Here is a 20,378-nt window from a genome sequence, read left to right on the forward strand (position 1 = left end):
AAGAACCTGCTGAAAAATCTCAGCAGGTTCTTTTGACGATTAATTCAGTTCTGTTTCAGGAATCGCAGCTAGATACTGATCGACCGCAGCCAATAGGGCGGTCATTTTCGCGTGGTCAAATGGCGATGATAGATGACCTAATTGAACGGTCTCCAAAAAGGTCTTACTGCCGCCGATGCGACAAATCGCTAGGTAATCTTCCCATGTGGTCGGGTCCTGTTCAACGATACTACGCTGCCAGAACTGCAAAGCACAAACTTGTGCCAAGGTATAGTCGATGTAATAGAAGGGAACTTCAAAAATATGCCCTTGACGATACCAATAGATCCCGTGGGCTAACGCTTCCGAAGATTGATAGTCGCGTTCTGGACAATACCGTTTCTCTAACTCTCGCCAGCAATTCTTCCGGTCAGCCGCCGACCATTCTGGATGCAGATAGATCTCTTCTTGGAAATGATCGACTAAAGCGCCATAAGGCAAGAATTGCAGAGCACTGCTTAAATGAGCGAATTTGTATTTCTCGCTATCCGTACCGAAAAATTTGCTCATCCACGGCCACGTTAGAAATTCCATACTCATCGAGTGGATTTCAGCGGTGTCAGATGTTGGAAAAACCAATTCGGGTTCAGTGATCCAACGGGACAAATAGCTTTGGAAAGCATGACCGGTTTCATGGGTCAAGACATCAACATCATCGGAGGTTCCGTTGAAATTAGCAAAGATGAAGGGCATCTGCACCTCATCGATAAACTCGCAGTAACCGCCGCTTTGCTTGCCGGGGCGGCCAGCCAAGTCCATCAATTCTTGCTGGATCATTTGGTCAAAAAAGTTTCCCGTTTCGTCCGACAGTTCATGATACATCGCTTGGGCTTTTTGAACTAAGTCGTTTCTATTTCCTTGTGGTCGCGGATTGCCTGTTGGATAGACCAGCGGCAGATCATAATGGAAGAGTGTGTCAATCCCAAGGCGTTCTTGTTGGCGTTTGTATAGTTTTTGATTGATCGGGACGACTTCTTCTACAATAAACTGACGGAAAGCATGAAGCTGTTGGCGGTCATAGCTCCAACGATTCATTAACCGATCGCCGTACTCCACGTAATTCGCGAAGCCTAATTTTTGTGCCTGCTGATGACGCAGCGAGACTAATTGATCAAAGATCTCATCAATTTCTTGTTCATGAGTCACGAAGAAGCTCTCATAAACCGCGTGGGCGGCTTTGCGGGTCTCACGATTGGGCTCTGTAAAGAAAGCCGACAGTTCTGACAACGTGCGTTTTTTGCCTTCAAACTCTAATTCAGCCGAGGCGATCACTTGGATATACTGGCTGACCATTTCGTTTTCCTGCTGTTTTAATTCAATCACCGAATCATCTAAAAGCCGCAATTGATCCTCCGCAAAAAGAAACAGCGTCGCCGGAAAGTCTGCTTCCAGTTGAGTTCGAAAAGGGGAGGACAGCAAGCTTTCATAAAAATGATTGTGGATCTGATTGACCAGCGGTTCATGATGGTCCCAAAAATCATTCTCGTCACGATAAAAGTTGTCACTAGTATCAATGGAGTGACGGATATAGGCTAATTTCATGTTTTTGGCCATGTCACCGCGCAAACGGTTCAGCTCCTGCAAAGCCGTTTTGGCATCCGAATAGCTGTTTGCTTCGGAAAAATGTTTATTTGCTGCATTGAACGTCGTTTCATACTGATTAAGATCAGGACGTTCATAAGTAAAATCAGAAAATATCATATGAGACCTCCATTTATTTATAAGCTAACTAAGTATAACAAAAAAACCTGCCAGCAGGAGGCTGGCAGGTTTAATCATTCTTACGAATTCATCATTAATTCTTCGTTTAGCAACTCATCCAGCTGCGTATAGTCCATCGATAAATCTTTTGCGACAGCTTCAATCGTCAACTTGCCGTTGTAAGTATTCACACCGCGGCGAAGCGCTAAATCATTTTTCAAGATTTCTTCTAACGGGTTGTTAGCCAATAAGTTGGCATACGCCATTGTACTATTACTCAATGCATAAGTCGCTGTTTGCGGCACAGCACCAGGCATATTCGCAACCGCGTAATGAACAACACCTTCTTTGACATAAGTTGGATCGTCATGGGTAGTCACGCGGTCTTCAGTTTCGAAAATCCCGCCTTGGTCGATGGCAACATCGACGATGACAGAATGATCAGGAATATTTGCGACCATTTCTTTGGTAACTAAAGTTGGTGCTTTATGGCCTGGAATTAAAACAGCCCCGATAACTAAATCAGCCGTTTTCAAGCATTCTTGAATATTGAAGCTGTTTGACATCATGGTTTGGATACTATTGCCGAAGATAATGTCTAATTCCTTCAAGCGGGGAACGCTGACATCTAAAATAGTTACGTTCGCTCCTAAACCTAAAGCCAATTTTGCGGCATTCAATCCAACAACACCACCGCCGATTACGACAACATTGCCGCGACGTACGCCAGGAACACCAGAAAGCAGGATTCCTTTACCGCCGTTGACACGTTCTAGATAGTTGGCACCGATTTGCGCAGCCATCCGGCCGGCAATTTCACTCATTGGTGCAAGTAATGGCAATGTATTATCTGCCGGTTGTACATTTTCATAGGCAATCGCATTCACACCACTGTTTACTAAAGCTTCTGTTAACGGTCTGTTTGCTGCTAAGTGTAAATAGGTGAATAATAATAATCCTTTACGGAAATACTGATACTCTTCGGGAAGCGGCTCTTTTACTTTCATGACCATTTCAGCAGCCCAAACATCTGCGGCATTGTCGATAATTGTTGCACCTGCTGCAGCATACTCTTCGTCTGAAATTGCGGAACCTTTGCCGGCATCTTTTTCTACTAATACTTGATGACCACGATTGGTTAGATCAAATACTCCAGATGGGGGAAGGGCAACACGGTTTTCATTGTTCTTGATTTCTTTCGGAATTCCAATAATCATTTGACACACTCCTTCTTAACGATTCGTATACGAAGTGGATTCGCTTACAAAATAATTGTACAGGAATATAGAACAATTTCAACTAAGAATTTGCAAAGGATTTAACGCATGTGAATTATTGTGACCAAATGAAATCCTTTACATATTTTAATAGTCGCCCGATTCTGCTTAGCGTGCTCTTATTGATGAGGGCTGCCGAATAAAAAATTATTATTTAGATAATAAGAAATAAAATATTTGCGAAAATGGAGATTACTAGGGATAATAAGAAAAGGATATTAAGGAGCGAAGTCACTATGCCGGAAAAACAACGGATTGATCTATTAAAAGAGCAAGTCAGCTTTCTGGAAGCACGCTTGACTCGTTATGAGGAATTACTTAACGGTCCCATGCTAAAGCGAATCGTATTTGGCGGGGGACGCAGAGCTAAACTCAGCATTGTCGAAATTGTGATCGGCCTGATCGTGTTACTATATACACTTTTTAGAGTGCAGTTAAGCGTTATTTTCGCTGTAATTGTGATCTTATCACTGTTTATCATTCTTTTTTCTGCGATTCAATTGAATGTAATTCGTAAAAAGAATGGAAAAGAAAAATATCAGCGGATGATTGCCAGCTTAACAGCAGAGAAGGCCTCGATGGATAAAGAGTTGGCGCGTTTAACAGCAGAAAAAGAAGGACTTGAGTAATTGCTCAAGTCCTTCTTTATTGTATTGCCAGCAGATTGTTTCGTTCGTTTGTCTGATCGACCATCAACTGGATTTTGTTCAGAGAATGAATGCTGGGACAGAGCTCGACAGCAATGATCGGTGTTTGGCAATTGGGTACGTTAAAGGTAGACGTACTGATCACTACATCGTGTTCTTCAAAAACTTCTAAGTAGCTCTTATTATGTAATTGAGTGACATTTACTTGATGAATCACGTAATTCCCTCGAATTGAAAAGCGTAAAAGTTCGATTAATAAACTCTCCTGCATTTTTGAATCGGTTGAAACAATCAACAAATTGACAGGCTTTTCCGATTGCTTCATGCCGTTCAAACAACTTGGGACAGTGGCGATGATTTGATAGATATAATTATCGATAAATTCCGTAGAGTTGAATAGATGATAGTCGTCTGTGAAATCAATCACTAGTTTACGCAGCTGATGAACACAATGAGCGTGAAAAACCTCCAATAAACGCAAACAATCCTTTTTCCGATCCTGTACCACACTGATGAATTCCTTTGTTGTTGCATGAAACAGATGCTGATTGATTAATATAGTCGCTAACTGGTCCTTTTGCAGGTCGCTTAAAGGTTCGTTCAGCATTTTACTCAATTTTTCCGTCAGTTCATAATGTGTTTCATAATGATAAGCTAAGGAATGATTTGCTTCTAAAACCCGATCTCGCTGTTCTTCTCCTAGTAAAAACAAATCTGAGTAGAGCAGCCAGAAACTGTCCTTCATCACGTCTTCGGAATAGAGTATCAGCAACTCATTACGCAAATAAGGGCCGAAATTGTTGATGGTGTTTTGATCAGGCGGAATTATACTAGTAGAAACCAAGGTACGGGAAGATACTCGATGCCCTCTGGAAACACGAACAAGACTGATAAAGAAGGAAAGCGTCAAGCGATTATATTGGGCCAAAGAGACTGTAAGGTTATTGTTCTTAATCATTGAACGAGTAATCGCGTCGCCGAAATGGAAAAATTCGGAACTAAAGCGCGTATTTTCCCGCTCAATTTTCTTTTCCGAAAAATACAGGAAGTACGAATGACGAATCGCCGTTTCATTCCCGGTTAATCGAAAGGGACGGCGGTGAATCGTTAACTTCCATTTTGCTAAGGCCTCCTGTAAGTCCTTCATCGCCGCTTGGATAGTTGTCAGGCTGCAAAATAGAGCTTTCGAAAGGTCCAATAAAGAAAGGCAATCTTCAAAGAAAATCGCCTCCAAAATTTTGAAAGCCACGGAGTTTCTGATTAAGGTTGAAAAAAGCACATCGATCGTGGCATTGTCTTTAAGTTCCAAACGGTATAAACCATTTTCCCGCACGATTTTATAGTAATCACTTTGGGCATTGATTGCGCGAATGTCATTTAAGAAAGCTGGTGTTGTACATTCTGTTATCTTAGATAATTCATCACTCGAGCGAGGATGTTGAGAATAATAAAGTGTTTCAATTAAGAGCAGTTGACGCTGGCTATCTCGCTTTAGCAGATGGCGTAAGTTCATTATATAGTTCCTTTCGTGACGGAAGAGGTTCATAGTCATTTATAAATTGTTGGATGCGATCGAAATCCTTTGATGTCGGATAAGTATTGATCGCGATCAATGGGCAAGCCGGTACCAAATTGTTCATAGTAACATTTGTGACGACCAAATCGTAATTGCGTGTTAAGTTGACCAGTTGTTCTTGAAAAAGATAAGGACTCTCAAAATACTCATATTGAACCGACCCCTTAATATAAGCCGGAAAAACAGAGTGCCAAAAGCGTTCATGAGATGTAGAGGTATCCGATAGTAAAAGAACTCTGATCGGACGGTCTGCATCGACCAAGCGCTGTAATAAGTCCGGAATTATAGTGATCAGGCTGCTGATATACATCGAAATAAGTAACTCCTGCTTTCGCGGAATTAGAAATTCACTCACAATTTTACTCAATTTTCTTATTTCTCGGCCGTACTTTTTCCCAATTAATTTCAACATTGCTTTGTCTGTCTCTTGAATAATTTCAATCGAACATTCTTTATGATTGTAGCAGAACAGGCGATTGCCCAGCTGCCGCAAGGTATCCAGCCTCTCAGTCTGAGAAAGCGGCGTAACTAACAGATTATTGACCTTGTCTATTAAAAAATGACGGGCTTCATAAAAATGTGCCAACTGTCTATTTTTTTTATGAACGAGGGTCTGCTGCTGGCGAGTCAAAATCAATTGGTGAGAATAGAGCGGCCACAAGCATTCACGTAAGTAGGCCGCATTGAAGGGCCGTTCGCTTTCTCGGCGGATTAGGTAGCCCAAGTGAGTGAGCTGATCTAATTCAGGAATGATCAATCCGCATTTTGAAGAAAGACCTTTCATCTTATGTCCATGTTTTCGACGCTGCAGGCCAATCAAAAAACTATGCATCAGTTGAAAATGCACATTCATGTTATTCGTAATATGATTGTCGGCTAAAATTCGACGAATCAACTGGTCGACAGCGTCAATCAGGTTTTTTGAAAAGCCGTAATTTGAAAATTGTATTCGTGACTCTTTAAAGAAGAGATAGTAAAATTGACGAATTGAAGCTTCATCCCCGACCATTTGCAGCGGGCGATGGTTAACGCCAATGTCCCATTTAAGCAATTCGCTTTTAATCGCAATCAGATAGCGCTGCATGTTGGAAAAGCTGCAATTCAAATCTTTCGCAGCAAACTGAATCTTTTCATTCTTTTCAAAAAAGAGACTTTCAATAATATCATATTCCAGACTGCTGCGTAAAACGTAGGCGTAGATCGTATCGATCGTCGCGTGAAAATCAAACTCAATGGAGTAAAGACCTTTATTTTTAATAATTCTGATAGGTAGATTTTCTTCATTTAGAAAACGGATGTCATTAAGCAATATAGGTCGTGAGCAATCCAATATCTCCATTAATTCTTCAGAAGTCACAAAATCTTTTTCATAGTAAAGTTTTTCAACGATGATTATCCGTCGCAATGATTCTTGTCTCATTAACCCTCTTAAACTCATAAATAAAACTCCCTGAATATTTTTTTATTTAATATAATGTCAAAAGAGTGGTTAAACAAGCCTAAAAGGCCTAATTATCCGTTATATTTGTTATTTAACTAACTATCAATAAGAATTATTATAATTTAGGATACCAATTTAATAAGGGCAAATACAAATTATTTTAAAAAACTTTGAATAAATTTTTTATTTTTTAATATATAATTAAAAAAAAAGAAAAAACCGAAAAAGAGAGAAAAAGAGCGTTAACTGTTGCCTTTCTCCGCAAGAACGAATAGAATTATCTTTGGAATACATTAAAAAGATAGTGGAGGCTATACATTATGATCAATAAACAAAGTTTAGTTGAACAAGTAGCAGAAAAAACTGGATTAACAAAGAAAGACGCAACATCAGCTGTAGATGCTTTATTTGACGGCATTCAATCATCATTAAAAGATGGCGAAAAAGTCCAAGTCATCGGTTTTGGTAACTTTGAAGTACGTGAACGTGCTGCTCGTAAAGGCCGTAACCCTCAAACAGGTGAAGAAATCACCATCGCAGCAAGCAAATCACCAGCATTTAAAGCCGGTAAACAATTAAAAGACGCTGTAAAATAGTATCGACATTAGACCTGTTGGGGCTGTAAGGCTCTTGCAGGTTTTTGTTTTGTAGAAAGGGTAAAAGGGGCAAAAAAGGGGCAAAAAGAAAAAGAATGGCTATAAACCATTCTCTTCTAGTTGGCTGATTAAGTCAGTCTTCATTTTATCGGTAATGTGCGTATAAATTTTATTTGTGACGTCTGCATCTTCGTGCCCTACTCGATCCATAATTGCTTTCAAAGGTGTGTTCTGTTCGGCGAGTAACGAAACATGGGTATGCCTAAGAATATGAGAGGTTAATCGCTTGTGAATTCCACTTTTTTTACCTGCAGCAGCAAAAGATCGATTGAATGAACTATTTTGCATGGGCGTTCCCGATCGGGTCACAAAAACGAACCCATCATTACTAAAATCAGATTCGGATACCAAATCTAGTTTATTTTCCTCAAAAGTGCGTTTTACTAGATCAACCGTCCGGTGAGTCAACTGAACATCTCTATTTGATTTCTGGGTCTTGGTTGGTCCTATCGCTTTTTGTTTGTAACCTTTGCTGTAGTCGATTGTACCTCTAATGTGAACGATATTATTCTCCAAGTCGAAATTTTCTTCTCTTAATGCGACTGCTTCGCCAAAGCGAACTCCTGTTAAATACATAAATTCAGCTAGTCGTCCGACACGAAAAGTTAAGCGACTTTTATATAGTTGATCTAGGATCAATTTTACTTCACTTTTTTCAAGGTACTTATCCTCAATACGTTCTATATCTTCTAACGTTTTCGCTTTAGAAATGATCTCCACGTTTTCTACAGGGTTTTTATCGGCGTAGCCTAGTTTAATCGCATACTTGAACACTAGGTTAAGGTTTGACTTGATATGTGCGACATAGGTCTGAGAATAGTCGAGAGAAGCAAAGAAATTCTGCAGCAATCTTGTATCAATGTTTGAAATTAAAATGTCTTCGTTAATAGCCTTGAAAATAATTTTTCGAATGGCTACATACGTGTTCTTTGAGTTAGGTCTCAATGATTTAAAATAATTATTTTCCCACTCCGTATAAACTTGCTGGAAGGGGACTTTGTCAATTTTCTTTTTGGCCAGCTCATTTTCAATTTTATCATTCAGAATACTTAACGCTTTATTCCATGCCTGTTTAGATTGGCTATTCAGTATCACTGATTTTTTTCGGGTTTTCTCAGTGTACGGATCTTTGTAGCGCTCGATAAATTTGAAACGCCCGTCCTTAGTTTGTTCAACCCACATTTTTAAAATCTCCTTATGAATGTATGTTCTCTGTTTAGTAAAAAGAAAAGCCCTGAGGCTAATCGTGTTTATCCCTTCATCAATAAAGATAAATAGTGTATAATCACAGTAAATCTTACAATTTTTCGGGTGGTGTTTTTTATGAATAAAGAAGTAGAAATTGAGTATGAAAAATTACATAAAAAAAACTTATCGAGGCGGAAGCAATTTAGTAAGGAAATCGAAAATAGTTCTATCAGTTTTAATATCTCTAAAAAAAGAGTTGATTCCCGCTTAAATAGATTTATTCCAAATCGAAAAAAATAGCTATAGGTCGAACGAAGTATCCATCATCTTCTAATAGGTTATACGAATCTAAAATTATTTCAGTAAATATGGAATGTGTCGATGAAGCGATTATGTCAGATTCCAATTGGACTCCTTCTTCGGGAATAATGTTCTTATTTCTCTTTGACATTACAATGCCAATCATTTTTAAAGGCCTTTTAGTTTGCCCCATCGCAGAAAGAGTAGGGGAGTTCACTCGCAAATTCTTCTTGTCTAAAATAGATAAAGTGTCGTCTATTCTTATAAGTATAGAGTCTGGGTATAGAAGTTGCCCAAAGGCTGCAAAACGATTGACCAAATTAAAGGTATCTTTAGAACTCTTGGATTTAATGAATTTTTTCAAGACTTTAATTCTTTCAGAGTGTTTATTCCTAAGCGCTTTTGAAGAAGTTAATGTTTTTAGTTCTGTCTCTGCTTCAATAAGTTCTTCATCCTCGAGCATGACTAAGCTCACTGATTCGTCTCGCGTAATGCTTTCCAATATTTCGAAATTATATACATAGAAATTATCCTTTATAGAGATGAAATCTCCTTCAGACCAAACTGACTCTGAAGTCAATAAGCGTTCTGAACCTAGTTTGTCAACAAGTACATCTAAAGAGTAATCATCTAAAATTGTATCAACTAATTCTGTATTTGCCTCAGAGAAAACAATTTTAAATTTATCAAATTCAGTATTGGAATAATCTCCGTTACCTTTTACGAGGCCTTCAACTCCCAAAGATCCTCCGACAGTTTTAGTTATTTGATTGCCACCTTCCTCTTCATTTTCTTTTTGTTCTGCTTTACTAACAGTTAATTTGGTTAGAAGCCCTTCGTTGAGTTGAGCTAAACAAGAATTTACCAATTCTGTATCTAAATACACAAATTCTTTCATCATACAAACTCCTTTAAAATTAAAATATTTGAATTTTTCAAAATCATGAGTAACCTATTTTGCACGATCACATCTCTTGGCGGGGTAGGGATCGTGTTTTTTTTATATATTCGGAAAATCATCGTCTTCAGAATTGGGTACTTGGTCATCAGAAAAACCTAATTCCTCAACAATCTCTCCCCAAAAACTACTGCCCTTTAACTTGTCAACATATGCGGATTGAATTTTGATTAAAGTTTCAGTTTCTTTGTTTGCAGCTCGTTGATCAATTTGCTGTTTAACCTTATATCTAAGGATTTGACGTGTTTTGGGATCTTCGGATCGGAATTTCAATACATAATTTAAAGCTAATCGAAAAGGTAATCTCAATGCATGCTCAATATAATTAAGTAACCTATTATGCATAGCCGGCTCACTCATACCAGTATTTCGGCACATGTCCTTAAATGTATATTTTTTAGCTAACATGTATTCAAGACGTTCTCCTGGGCAAAAAAGGATAGAACCGATAATATTCGCTTCGTTCTCAAAAGGAATTAGTTCCTCAGAGTATTGACCGTCAATCTGGTCATTTGTTAGCGAAACGAATGCTTGTTTCTTGTCTTTATCTCTTATATGAAAATAAAAGTGACATAGTTCATGCAAAATTGTAAAAATGATTCTAGGATAAACCCGATCCTGATTAATTAAGATAAGAGTGCGGTTGCCTTCAGGAATAGTGACACCAGAAATTCGATCAACAATTTCTGAATCTAAAAAGCAAAAATCAGCGCCTTGAATAGTATCTTTGTATTTAATCCAAGAGCTGTCAGGCTGAGTCTCGGGCCATCCTTCGTCACCGTACAATTCTGTTGGATCGGCTTCAAAAAAAGCAAAGTGTATATTAAAATTGATTCGGAAATAATTAATTATGTCATCATAACGAAGTTTATTGTAAAGGGCCACGATAAAATGTAGGAAAAGGGCCATCGAAAATGTAGGTTAGATTTAAAATCTGATATTCTTTTTCATGAAACCATTCAAGGAGAGTGACTCATGCGAAAAGATGTCTTAGAAGGAGTCTTACGACACATTATGAACGATATTCAACCTAACTATGCAGCCATGGCCAAGCAATATAATTGTGATTACCGAACAGTCAAGCGTTACTATGAAGCTGGAACTAAAGGGGAAGTAGAACAGATCAAAAAGAGACAATCTTCTGCTCCTCTTTTATTAAGCGGTTTTGAAGAAATTATTAAAGATAAAATGGAGTTAAGCTGTTCCGCTTCTTCAATTTATTATTTTATTAAGAAAAAAGGATATCAAGGTGGCTATACCACCGTCAAACGATATTGTCGGAACTATCGAGAAAAGCGTGTAAAAAAAGCAACCATTCGAATTGAAACGACGCCAGGTCTTTCTGCTCAAGTCGATTGGAAAGAAAATATTAAGATGGTGAGTAAACATGGTGAAGTCTTTTACTTCAATCTTTTTCTATATATTCTAGGCTATTCTCGCATGAAATACTTAGAGGTAACCTTTGATCGAACCCAAGCGAATGTCTTCAATTGTTTGGTCAATGCGTTTGAGTACTGCGGGAATGGTGTTCCTCAAGAAATTTGGTTTGACAATATGAAAACAGTTGTTGATAGAAGTAAAAGCCAATTTAGTCAAACCGTTTTTAACGAAAAATTTCGTCAATTTGCTAAAGATGCTGGATTCAATCCGATTGCTTGTCGCCCTTTTCGTCCACAAACCAAAGGCAAAGTTGAAGCTTTAGCTCGTACTGTTAACCGCTTAATGGTCTTTAACTACGAGTTTGAAAATGAGCAGGAGCTAAAACGAATCGTCTATGAGTTTATGAATGACTTAAATAATGAACGTTCTCAAGCAGTGAATAATCATCCCTCTAAGCTTCTTATAGATGAACAATCGGTGTTGCGTCCTTTCAATCGTTTAGAATTAGTCAGATATGTTTCTAGAACCCAACACGTAATTAGAAAAGTTTCCATTGAATCCATGGTCCAATATCAAAACTCAAAGTATTCTGTTCCCGTGAAATATATTGGTAAAGAGGTAACTTTAGATGTCCGTAAGGACAGTCTATTCATTTGGTATGGCCATCAATGTATTCGCTCGCACCCATTAAGCAAAAAAACCTTAAATTATCAACGTGATGACTCTCTTGAGATTCTTCGATCTGATGTCTTCAAATACTTAGAAGACGAAGAGTTGGAGCGCTTTGTAGAAGAAAATTTAGATGCTTACGATGAATTATAAGGAGGCTCATATGTCAAATTACCATCAGTTATTAAATCAATTATCAGATTTAAATCTTACCTGTATCAAAGAAATTTTACCTGCCCATTTAGATGAAGTAGCTAAAAATGAACAATCTCTAGTTGATTCTTTATTTGAATTAACACATCAAGAAATTAGCTATCGTAGAAAGGAGACCCAAAGAAAAATTTTAAAACGGGCAATGTTTCCCTATCATAAACGCCTTCATGATTTTAACTTTGATTTTCAACCCAAAATCAAAAAAAGTGAAATTCAAGATTTAGTGACATTACGCTTTTTAGACACGTATGACAACCTTTTATTCATTGGAAATAGCGGTGTTGGAAAAACCCATTTAGCCGTTTCAATTGGTTTAGAGTGTATTGATAGAGGGCAGAGCTGTTTATTTATCACTAGTACAGAACTGGTTAATCGACTTATCCGGGCACATAAACGTGGGACAAGTGATACCATGCTCAAAAAATATGCGAGCTATTCTGTATTAATTATTGATGAAGTCGGGTATCTCCCCTTCTCAAAAGAAGGATCTAACTTACTGTTTCAACTAATTAATATGCGATACGAAAGAAAATCAACGATTATTACAACGAATATTCCTCTGTCTCAATGGTCCGAAATTTTTGGTAATAAGAAATTGACTAATGCTTTATTGGACCGATTGGTCCATCATTCTAAAATTATTCAAATTACAGGACCTTCCTATCGAATGAAAAGTTATAGTGAAACGAAAGGAAAAGAAACGAAACGATAAAGAGAAAACTACCTACAATTTCAATGGCCCAAAACCAACATTTTATTATGGCCCTTGACACTGAATGGTCTGATTCGGGGGAGTCGGCATCAGAATATAGTATCGTCTCGGTTTATTCCGATGCGCAAACGACTCCGAACCCATCGGCTGGCAGACATATCTATTTCTTTGGATTCAGAGGCAATCAGCCAGTAGTGTTAGTTTCAATGCAGAATCAAGGAATGCCTGATAAGGCTTTGCATTTTAATCTGACAGAAAATGAGGCCTTAAATTCTGGTTTTCAAACCATCGCGGCCGGAAATCCAGCAGAATAAAAATCGGGAAAGCAAATTCCTGTATGCGTTTACTTTTTCGATTGATATCCGCTGCTAAACCCTGTATGCTGACTATGAGTGGTGTACTCAAATAATTGATTTTAGGCAGGTGCATGTATGAAACAACATCCATTAGAAGGTAAAACAGCGATCATTAAATTCGATTCAGGGCTGCAATTTCGCATTGATTTTTTAGAGGAAAAACAGTTGCGTTGGACCTCGATTCGCAAAGAAGACGAAGGGGCGACTGATGTCGAAAAGATCCATATTGAGGAGTATCCTGGCGGGATTTATTCCGTTGATTGGGTCGAGGAATCCGGACTTTGCGTCTCTTATACCATTGATACTAAGAATGAGTTTGTAAAGAGCTTCATGACCTTCACAGATGACAGTTATCGTGGTGGACGCAGACCATTTACCCATGAAGGGACCTTTCAATTTGTCCTAGACGATGGTCAGTCGGACACAGCATCGGAATAATCAACGATATAAAAATACTTATGAAGTGCGCTCTTTAAGTTGATTCTAACTTAAAGGGCGTTTTTTGAACTACAGAATCAACATTTTTTGAAAAGGTTTTCATTATTTTATGATGGATTAAAGCCTGATAGCATCACAATCAGCCTCTGAAAATCATTATGATTAATTTATTATTAATTAAATGGTGTGTAAAAGCCGTGACAAAAGGGGTATTTTGTTGGTGTAGATATCTTAGATAATAATGATTAAAAATTAGCCCGAAAGGAGGAAGTCTTTTGAAGGAACATGGACTAAGCAGACAGCAATTATTCAAATTATCCCGTCGAACATTGGAGAAACGTATCCGTACATTTTACTATGAGACAACAGATGGAAAGGCCACCATCGAAATGTTGATCGCACTTCAAGTAAGAGAAGAATTGTGTGATGCGGATTTTTCAAATGTCCTGCGGGCCTTGGTTCAGCATATTTTTCTAAAAACGCGTTCGACAGCTGCGATGCGCCGCTATTATCTTTATTTTGGCGAATACTTTGGGAAAAAGGACTGGCAATTATTATCAATCAAATTATTTCCAACACAAACATTTATCGCTGAAAAGCTTGAGCAATTATATACACAAGTAATTAAAAGACCCTTGACAGGATTAGCGGAATCATGACCACGTAGCGAGAAAGGAGGCTAAAAACAAAAAAAGAAAGGGAATGAATGAAATGATAAAAACAATCACGCTAGATGCGGAATTTGCAAACAGTAATGGCAAATCCCAGCATCTTCAACTAAAGAACTTCGATCCGACAAAAACGGCTGAAGAAATCAAAGCATCTTTGACAAAATTAACTAAGCTCGATCTGTTTGAAAAGGACGGTGTCGGCTTATTTAAGGAGGTGCTGCATGCAACTGTGCGGGAGAAAATCGTTGAACCGATTTTTGACGACCGAAAGAAGGCAAAGAAAAAAGCCAAGGACCCGCTGACTAGAATGATGGAGGCGGCGATGGGCCAGACTCAGACAAAACCGCTGCCGAAAAAACCAGAGGCTCTGCCGCCGCAAACAGAACCCGTGGAACCAATGGAGAGCCTTGAGAATATCCGGATTCCGCAAGATTTGACTATCTTGGAAGAGAGACCAGAACCAGATGTACTGATTCAAACCATCGAACTGCCGAAAGGAATCAATCCGTGGAAGCTGGATGAGAACCAAGCATTTAGCCTGATCCTAGCATGTATGCCGCCGCATACTTCACTGATAAATGTGGTGGTCGATGACCAATCAGTTCCGGCAAGATTGATCGTCACAGAGAAGATTGAGCAAGAGCAGGTGCCGCTTGATACCTCAGAGATCACTCAATCACCGCCAGAGAAACCGAAGCGCCTTCGAAAGCGGCTGCTGGATCGCATTCGAAGTCGAAAATAACTGATAAACTCCTTCCTCTCATCATGAAATCCAACGTTGGTATGAGGCGGAAGGAGTGATTAACCATCTTCTATAGTGAGATTTTTTAGCCCGCTAAAACAGCGGGCTATTTGTCGGGTTAAAAAGAGAAAAGGATAGAATTGTGATAAACATCATTTTAGAGAATTCAATTCAGATTTTTTATAATCTAATACATATCATAACTTTACTCTTCCATCGTTAAAGAAGTAGCACTACGAATATCCGCAATCTTCGATGTTTTGATAATATGTTCCATGTTTTGTTCAAAGTTTTTAGCAAACAGCGCCGAATAAAGGATGTCTAATAAATGGACGACAGAAGTGTTAGTCGAATAATGACCAACCTTCGAATAAAGACGCTCCCGTGTTGCCATATATAAAATGGCGTCCGCATTTTGCGACAAAATATTTTCAGAAAAGCTGGTAATGGCAATGATCGGGATATTTCTAATCTTCAATACCTCAGTGACTTCCTGCATCTTTGAACTGCTTCCCGTATAAGAAATCAGCAAAGCGCAAGAATCTTGCGGCATATTTAAGACATCATAGATGTGCTCACCTTCAACGTTGCTGATGGTTACAGAGTACATTAAGCGTCTCATTTTAAATTGAAATTCCTCTGCCAGCAGAAGATTTACGCTGCTGGCAAATATCGTAAAGTGTTTTTGTTTATTCAAATAGTCTACTGCTTTGGTCAACTCTTTGTAAGAGAGGAGCTCAACGATGTCATCAAAGGTATTCTTTTTTAATTCAGTGATCTTATTTGCGATACTTAACGCTGAATCTTTTTGAGAAAAGGGAATATTTAAATCTACTTTTGAGATACTTCTCTCAAAGTAAGTAAGTTCTTTGATATAAGACAGCTTCAGATCATTCCAGCCCATAAATCCCATCTTGTTTGCGACACGAATAAACGTTGACGGAGAAGAAAAACTTTCCTTAGCAGCCACTTTTATTGTCTTATCGGCTAATTCATATTTTTGACTTTGCATGTAGTCTACCACTAATTGTTCAGCCCCGGTGAATTTAGTGGTTTTCATTAATTCTAAAATGGACATGGATAGTGCCTCCTTTCGAAATTAGAATTTCATTTCAGAAAAAGTAAATGATTTCAACTAGAAATGAAAACGGTTTTCCTAAATGATTAAACGCTGTTGGAAAACAGTTTAGAATACACTATATTTTACATTGTAAGACCAAGCAAAACAAGCTAGGTTAAGGCGCCTAACCTGCAGAAAGTATGGGGTGAAATAGAAATGGATTACAAATTATTAGCAAAACAAATAATAAGAGGTGTTGGAGGCAGTCAGAATGTCAGTAAGGTTTGGCACTGTGCAACGCGTTTAAGATTCAAACTAGTCGATGAACAAAAGGCTGATACAACGGTCCTGGAATCGTTGGATGGGGTAGTGACAGTTGTTCAAAGTGCTGGTCAATATCAGGTCGTGATAGGCAATTCAGTGGCTAAAGTTTTCGAGGAGATCGTACAATTAGATACCAAATTTGAAGGAAATACAAGTGATCAGGCAGCTAATAGTAATGAAGAAAAACAAAGTTTAATCAACCGTCTGTTGGCTTTTGTCTCAAGTGTTTTCACACCGTTTTTAGGTGCGTTAGCTGCTTCAGGAATTTTAAAAGGGTTGCTGATTTTAGCTGCCAACTTTAATGTTTTGTCAGAGACAGATGGAGCATACCAGATTTGGAGTGCTTCATCCGATGCAATTTTCTATTTCTTACCATTATTTATCGGCTTCACAGCAGCAAAACAGTTGAAAGTCAACCAATTTGTAGCGGTAACAATCGCTGCAGCATTGATTTATCCTAATTTGATCACACGGATGGCAGAAGCTCAAAGTTTAGATTTCTTTGGTTTACCGATCCAATCGGCAACTTACTCCGCGTCGGTCATTCCAATATTATTGGCTATTTGGTTGTTGTCTTTCATCGAACCATTATTTGATAAATTTTTTCCAGAATCGGTCCGAAATATCTTTACACCGTTACTATCAATTATGCTTATGGTTCCTCTTACCTTGTTAGTTGTGGGGCCGATTGGAAATAGTGTCAGTAGTGTGTTAGCAACAGTACTAGGATCAGTGTATAGTTTTTCTCCAATGATCGCTGGTCTTATATTAGGCGCGACTCATCAAGTAATCGTCATTTTCGGTGTTCATTGGGCCTTGATCACCTTGATGATCAATAACATTGCAGAATTCGGACAAGATCCTTGGCTGCCGATTGTTTGTATCGCGGTTTTTGCGCAGGCAGGTTCGGCTTTAGGTGTCTTTATGAAAACAAAAGATAAAAAATTGAAATCAATTGCAGGTTCCGCCTTTATTACAGCCATCTTTAGTATTACAGAGCCCGCAATCTATGGAGTAAATCTGAAGCTGAAAAGACCGATGTATTTCGCTCTTTTAGCCAGCGGAATTGGTGGAGCAATTGCAGGTTTTGGTCAAGTTCAGGCATCGACGTTTACTTTTCCAGGTATTCTAGCTATTCCAACTTATTTAGGCAATGGGTTTGGTTTTGAGGTAGTAGGGTTAATCGTAGGATTGTGTGGTGCTACGCTACTGACCTATCTTTTCGGAGTAAAAAATACTACAGATAACGAAGAAAAGCTCTCTTATGACTTGATTCATGAAACCCCGATTGAAGGGAAGAAAATAGAGCTGAAGCAGGTGAATGATCCAGCTTTTTCTTCAGGCGCAATGGGAAAAGGTTTCGCAGTGATCCCGACAGAAGAGTTGATCAAAGCACCTTTTGCTGGGACCGTTTCCGCGGTTTTTCCTACCAAACACGCGATCGGATTGACGACTGAGTCAGGTGTGGAGTTATTGATTCACATTGGAATCAATACCGTTCAATTAGCTGGAGAATACTTTGACAGTCTTGTTTCACAAGGACAAAAAGTCGATCCGGGGCAACCTTTGATCCATTTCGACAATGAAAAGATCCAAGCAGCCGGATATGATACGACAGTGATCTTCGTGATTACCAACAGCTCTAAATTTGAGAATTTAAAAATCGATATTCAGCATGAGCAGCCGATACAGATAGTTTAGTAAATTTTGAAGCGAGGGAATTAGTGATGAAATTAAGAGATGATTTTTTGTGGGGCGGCGCTACAGCAGCTAACCAATATGAAGGGGCCTATTTAGAGGATGGAAAAGGATTGACAATCAATGATGTTGAACTAGGGGCTGAGCATGGAAAAAAACGGTTGATTCATCAAACAGTTCAAGCAAACAACTATTATCCTAGCCATGAGGCAGTAGATTTTTACCATCGGTACGAAGAAGATATCGCGCTTTTTGCGGAGATGGGATTCAAAAGTTTGAGAATCTCAATTTCATGGGCGAGGATTTTTCCAAACGGGGACGATTTAGAACCGAATGAACGAGGATTGGCTTTTTACGATCGTGTGTTTGATGAACTGTTGAGCTATGGGATCGAACCAATCGTAACCCTGCACCATTTTGAGTTGCCATTGAATTTGGTAGAAAAATACGGCGCATGGCGAAATCGAAAATTAGTTGATCTAGCTGTCAGATATGCCCAGACAGTGATGGAAAGATACAAAGATAAAGTGAAATATTGGATCACGTTTAATGAAATCAATGCTCTTTTCATCTCTTCACAGCCTTGGCATATGGCCGGAATTATTTATCAAGAGGACGAAAACCGCATGAATACGATGTTCCAAGCGGCTCACCATCAATTGGTCGCCAGCGCAAAAACCGTAATTGAAGGCAAGAAAATAAATCCATCCTTCAAATTTGGTTGCATGCTGTTGTATCCATGTACTTATGCTGCTACTTGCCACCCGAACGATCAAATTAAAGCAAGAGAAAAAATGCTGGCTACTTATTATTTTGGGGATGTTCATATTAGAGGAAAGTATACGAATAATTGTCTTGCGTATACGGAGTCGCTAAATGGAACGATTGATTTCGAACCGGGAGATGCAGCGCTTTTAGCACAAGGAACCGTTGACTATTTATCCTTTAGTTACTATTTTTCAGCGATTGAAGGGATCAGCGAAGAAATTGAAATGGCAGAAGGAAATCTATCTAGCGGAGGCAAGAATCCCTTTTTAGAAACAACGGAGTGGGGCTGGCAGATCGATCCTGTCGGTTTGCGAAATTCATTGAACAGTCTTTATGACCGTTATCAAATTCCATTGTTCATCGTTGAAAATGGGATGGGAGCATTGGATACGATCGAAAAAGATGGCACGATTAACGACGACTATCGAATTGATTATTTAGCACAGCATATTAAGGCGTTGAAGGATGCGGTCGAACAAGATCACGTTGACCTTTTAGGCTATACAGTCTGGGGACCAATCGATATTATTTCAGCGGGTACTGGCGAAATGCGAAAGCGGTACGGGTTTATTTATGTCGACAAGGATGATGATGGGCATGGTAGCTTAAACCGATCGAAGAAAAAATCGTTCGAGTGGTTCAAAAAAGTTATTGCAACAAACGGCGAATCAGTCGAGTTAGAAGGGTCGTACCACTAATGGATGACTACTCTTTACTTTTACAGGTTGGACAAAATAAATTTACTTTCTTTCAGAAAACACCAATGAAGTTTTTCGTTAAATCCATTTTGGCAGGTATCTATTTAGGGGTGGCGATGAGTTTGTCACTTGCTTTGGGTGGGATTATTGCTACGATAAATCCTAATCTAGCAAAGATCGCCTTCGCAATGTTCTTCGGGCTAACGTTCGTACTCATCATTTTTTTGAATGGGGAATTATTTACGGGGAACTGTCTCACCACCATTTTTCCAATTTATAACAAAAAACAGTCTCTTTCATCTTTACTTAAAATGTGGGGAAATTGTTTACTGGGAAATGCAGTGGGAATCAGTATTTATAGTGTACTTTTCATCCGAAGTCGTGCACTGAGCACTATAATTATTCCATACCTTGCTAATTTAGTGGAAGCGAAACAACATTTCACGTTAGAAAGCTTACTTATTAAGTCGATCCTATGCAATTTCATTGTATGTATCGCGACCTATGTAGCACTAAAAATCAAGGAAGATCTAGCCAAAACCTTTATTATGTTAGTAGTAATTATGACATTTGTGGTATGCGGTTTCGATCACTGTATTGCTAATATTGGACTTTTTCTGATGCAAGCAATGAGTGGTGGAACAGCCCTAAGCGGCTCATTAGTATTTCAAAATATCCTTTTTTCAATTGTCGGAAATGTTCTTGGCGGATCAGTGATGATGGCAGCTCCATTATATTTTGTTCTTTGTCCGACAAACCTGAACATGAGAAGGTAACTGATCCAACATATAATGATCATTCTGGATTTTCTAAACTCCACACTAAAACAGCCTCCCAACTCTTTTTAAGATTTGGGAGGCTGTTTT

General features: G+C 38.7%; 20 protein-coding genes. 12 read left to right on the forward strand and 8 right to left on the reverse strand.

Annotated features, from left to right (window positions below; genetic code table 11):
* Positions 1-39: 39 nt before the first annotated feature.
* Together I585_RS11945 and ald are read right to left on the reverse strand one after the other, a co-directional pair.
* A complete protein-coding gene (locus I585_RS11945; protein WP_010742040.1) occupies positions 40-1,740 on the reverse strand; it encodes a M3 family oligoendopeptidase in 1,701 nt (566 codons plus the stop codon).
* Between the two features lie 80 nt (positions 1,741-1,820).
* Complete coding sequence (ald, locus tag I585_RS11950; protein ID WP_010742041.1) at positions 1,821-2,957, reverse strand: alanine dehydrogenase; 1,137 nt, start codon at positions 2,955-2,957, stop codon at positions 1,821-1,823.
* A gap of 296 nt (positions 2,958-3,253) precedes the next feature.
* Between ald and I585_RS11955 the strand changes: the two genes are divergently transcribed.
* Positions 3,254-3,646, forward strand: coding sequence for a hypothetical protein (locus I585_RS11955; protein WP_010742042.1), 393 nt, complete (start codon positions 3,254-3,256; stop codon positions 3,644-3,646).
* A 16-nt stretch (positions 3,647-3,662) separates the two neighbouring features.
* On the opposite strand, the gene I585_RS11960 is transcribed toward I585_RS11955, so the two are convergent.
* The gene (locus tag I585_RS11960) at positions 3,663-5,177 is read right to left on the reverse strand and encodes an AcpB/EbpR/MafR family transcriptional regulator (RefSeq protein ID WP_010742043.1); all 1,515 of its coding nucleotides are present in this window, start codon (positions 5,175-5,177) and stop codon (positions 3,663-3,665) included.
* On the reverse strand, positions 5,146-6,678 hold the full coding sequence (locus tag I585_RS11965) for a helix-turn-helix domain containing protein (protein ID WP_010742044.1): 1,533 nt from the start codon (positions 6,676-6,678) through the stop codon (positions 5,146-5,148). Before I585_RS11965 ends, I585_RS11960 begins: the two co-directional genes overlap by 32 nt.
* A 323-nt stretch (positions 6,679-7,001) precedes the next feature.
* On the opposite strand from I585_RS11965, the gene I585_RS11970 reads away from it, so the two are divergent.
* Positions 7,002-7,277: an HU family DNA-binding protein gene (locus I585_RS11970; RefSeq protein WP_010742045.1), complete on the forward strand. Its 276-nt coding sequence runs from the start codon at positions 7,002-7,004 to the stop codon at positions 7,275-7,277.
* A 99-nt stretch (positions 7,278-7,376) separates the two neighbouring features.
* Here I585_RS11970 and I585_RS11975 read toward each other — a convergent pair whose 3' ends face one another.
* Entirely contained in the window at positions 7,377-8,519 is a 1,143-nt protein-coding gene (locus I585_RS11975) for a tyrosine-type recombinase/integrase (RefSeq protein ID WP_010742046.1), read from the reverse strand.
* Positions 8,520-8,660: 141 nt separating this feature from the next.
* On the opposite strand from I585_RS11975, the gene I585_RS23215 reads away from it, so the two are divergent.
* The gene (locus I585_RS23215) at positions 8,661-8,825 is read left to right on the forward strand and encodes a hypothetical protein (RefSeq protein WP_010742047.1); all 165 of its coding nucleotides are present in this window, start codon (positions 8,661-8,663) and stop codon (positions 8,823-8,825) included.
* Here I585_RS23215 and I585_RS11980 read toward each other — a convergent pair.
* Together I585_RS11980 and I585_RS11985 are read right to left on the reverse strand one after the other, a co-directional pair.
* Positions 8,803-9,723, reverse strand: coding sequence for a DUF6414 family protein (locus I585_RS11980; RefSeq protein ID WP_010742048.1), 921 nt, complete (start codon positions 9,721-9,723; stop codon positions 8,803-8,805). The genes I585_RS23215 and I585_RS11980 overlap by 23 nt on opposite strands.
* Positions 9,724-9,825: 102 nt before the next feature.
* Positions 9,826-10,569 carry an ImmA/IrrE family metallo-endopeptidase gene (locus tag I585_RS11985; protein WP_244265993.1) on the reverse strand — a complete coding sequence of 248 codons (744 nt, stop codon included), beginning with the start codon at positions 10,567-10,569 and terminating at the stop codon, positions 9,826-9,828.
* A 189-nt stretch (positions 10,570-10,758) separates the two neighbouring features.
* Here I585_RS11985 and istA point away from each other — a divergent pair, with 189 nt between their 5' ends.
* The 6 genes from istA to I585_RS12015 all read left to right on the forward strand — a co-directional run bounded on the left by istA (position 10,759) and on the right by I585_RS12015 (position 14,964).
* A complete protein-coding gene (gene istA, locus I585_RS11990) occupies positions 10,759-11,985 on the forward strand; it encodes an IS21 family transposase (RefSeq protein WP_005237732.1) in 1,227 nt (408 codons plus the stop codon).
* Between the two features lie 10 nt (positions 11,986-11,995).
* Positions 11,996-12,757, forward strand: coding sequence for an IS21-like element helper ATPase IstB (istB, locus tag I585_RS11995; RefSeq protein ID WP_003129321.1), 762 nt, complete (start codon positions 11,996-11,998; stop codon positions 12,755-12,757).
* 23 nt (positions 12,758-12,780) lie between these two features.
* Positions 12,781-13,071, forward strand: a complete 291-nt coding sequence (locus tag I585_RS12000; RefSeq protein WP_010742051.1) for a DUF4767 domain-containing protein — start codon at positions 12,781-12,783, stop codon at positions 13,069-13,071.
* Between the two features lie 117 nt (positions 13,072-13,188).
* Positions 13,189-13,551, forward strand: a complete 363-nt coding sequence (locus I585_RS12005; RefSeq protein ID WP_010742052.1) for a MoaF-related domain-containing protein — start codon at positions 13,189-13,191, stop codon at positions 13,549-13,551.
* A gap of 275 nt (positions 13,552-13,826) precedes the next feature.
* On the forward strand, positions 13,827-14,210 hold the full coding sequence (locus I585_RS12010) for a hypothetical protein (RefSeq protein ID WP_010742053.1): 384 nt from the start codon (positions 13,827-13,829) through the stop codon (positions 14,208-14,210).
* Positions 14,211-14,262: 52 nt separating this feature from the next.
* A complete protein-coding gene (locus tag I585_RS12015; protein WP_010742054.1) occupies positions 14,263-14,964 on the forward strand; it encodes a DUF2922 family protein in 702 nt (233 codons plus the stop codon).
* Between the two features lie 205 nt (positions 14,965-15,169).
* Here I585_RS12015 and I585_RS12020 read toward each other — a convergent pair whose 3' ends face one another.
* Positions 15,170-16,042 carry a MurR/RpiR family transcriptional regulator gene (locus I585_RS12020; protein ID WP_010742055.1) on the reverse strand — a complete coding sequence of 291 codons (873 nt, stop codon included), beginning with the start codon at positions 16,040-16,042 and terminating at the stop codon, positions 15,170-15,172.
* Between the two features lie 198 nt (positions 16,043-16,240).
* On the opposite strand from I585_RS12020, the gene I585_RS12025 reads away from it, so the two are divergent.
* From I585_RS12025 to I585_RS12035, 3 genes are read left to right on the forward strand one after another with little or no spacing between them, the layout of a single operon-like run.
* Positions 16,241-18,049 (forward strand): beta-glucoside-specific PTS transporter subunit IIABC, encoded by a 1,809-nt coding sequence (locus I585_RS12025; RefSeq protein WP_010742056.1) that lies wholly within the window; start codon positions 16,241-16,243, stop codon positions 18,047-18,049.
* A gap of 26 nt (positions 18,050-18,075) precedes the next feature.
* Positions 18,076-19,512 carry a 6-phospho-beta-glucosidase gene (locus I585_RS12030; protein ID WP_010742057.1) on the forward strand — a complete coding sequence of 479 codons (1,437 nt, stop codon included), beginning with the start codon at positions 18,076-18,078 and terminating at the stop codon, positions 19,510-19,512.
* A complete protein-coding gene (locus I585_RS12035) occupies positions 19,512-20,288 on the forward strand; it encodes a formate/nitrite transporter family protein (RefSeq protein ID WP_010742058.1) in 777 nt (258 codons plus the stop codon). Before I585_RS12030 ends, I585_RS12035 begins: the two co-directional genes overlap by 1 nt.
* Positions 20,289-20,378 lie beyond the last annotated feature (90 nt).

The sequence above is a fragment of the Enterococcus malodoratus ATCC 43197 genome, from assembly GCF_000407185.1.
Taxonomy (GTDB): Bacteria; Bacillota; Bacilli; order Lactobacillales; family Enterococcaceae; genus Enterococcus_A; species Enterococcus_A malodoratus.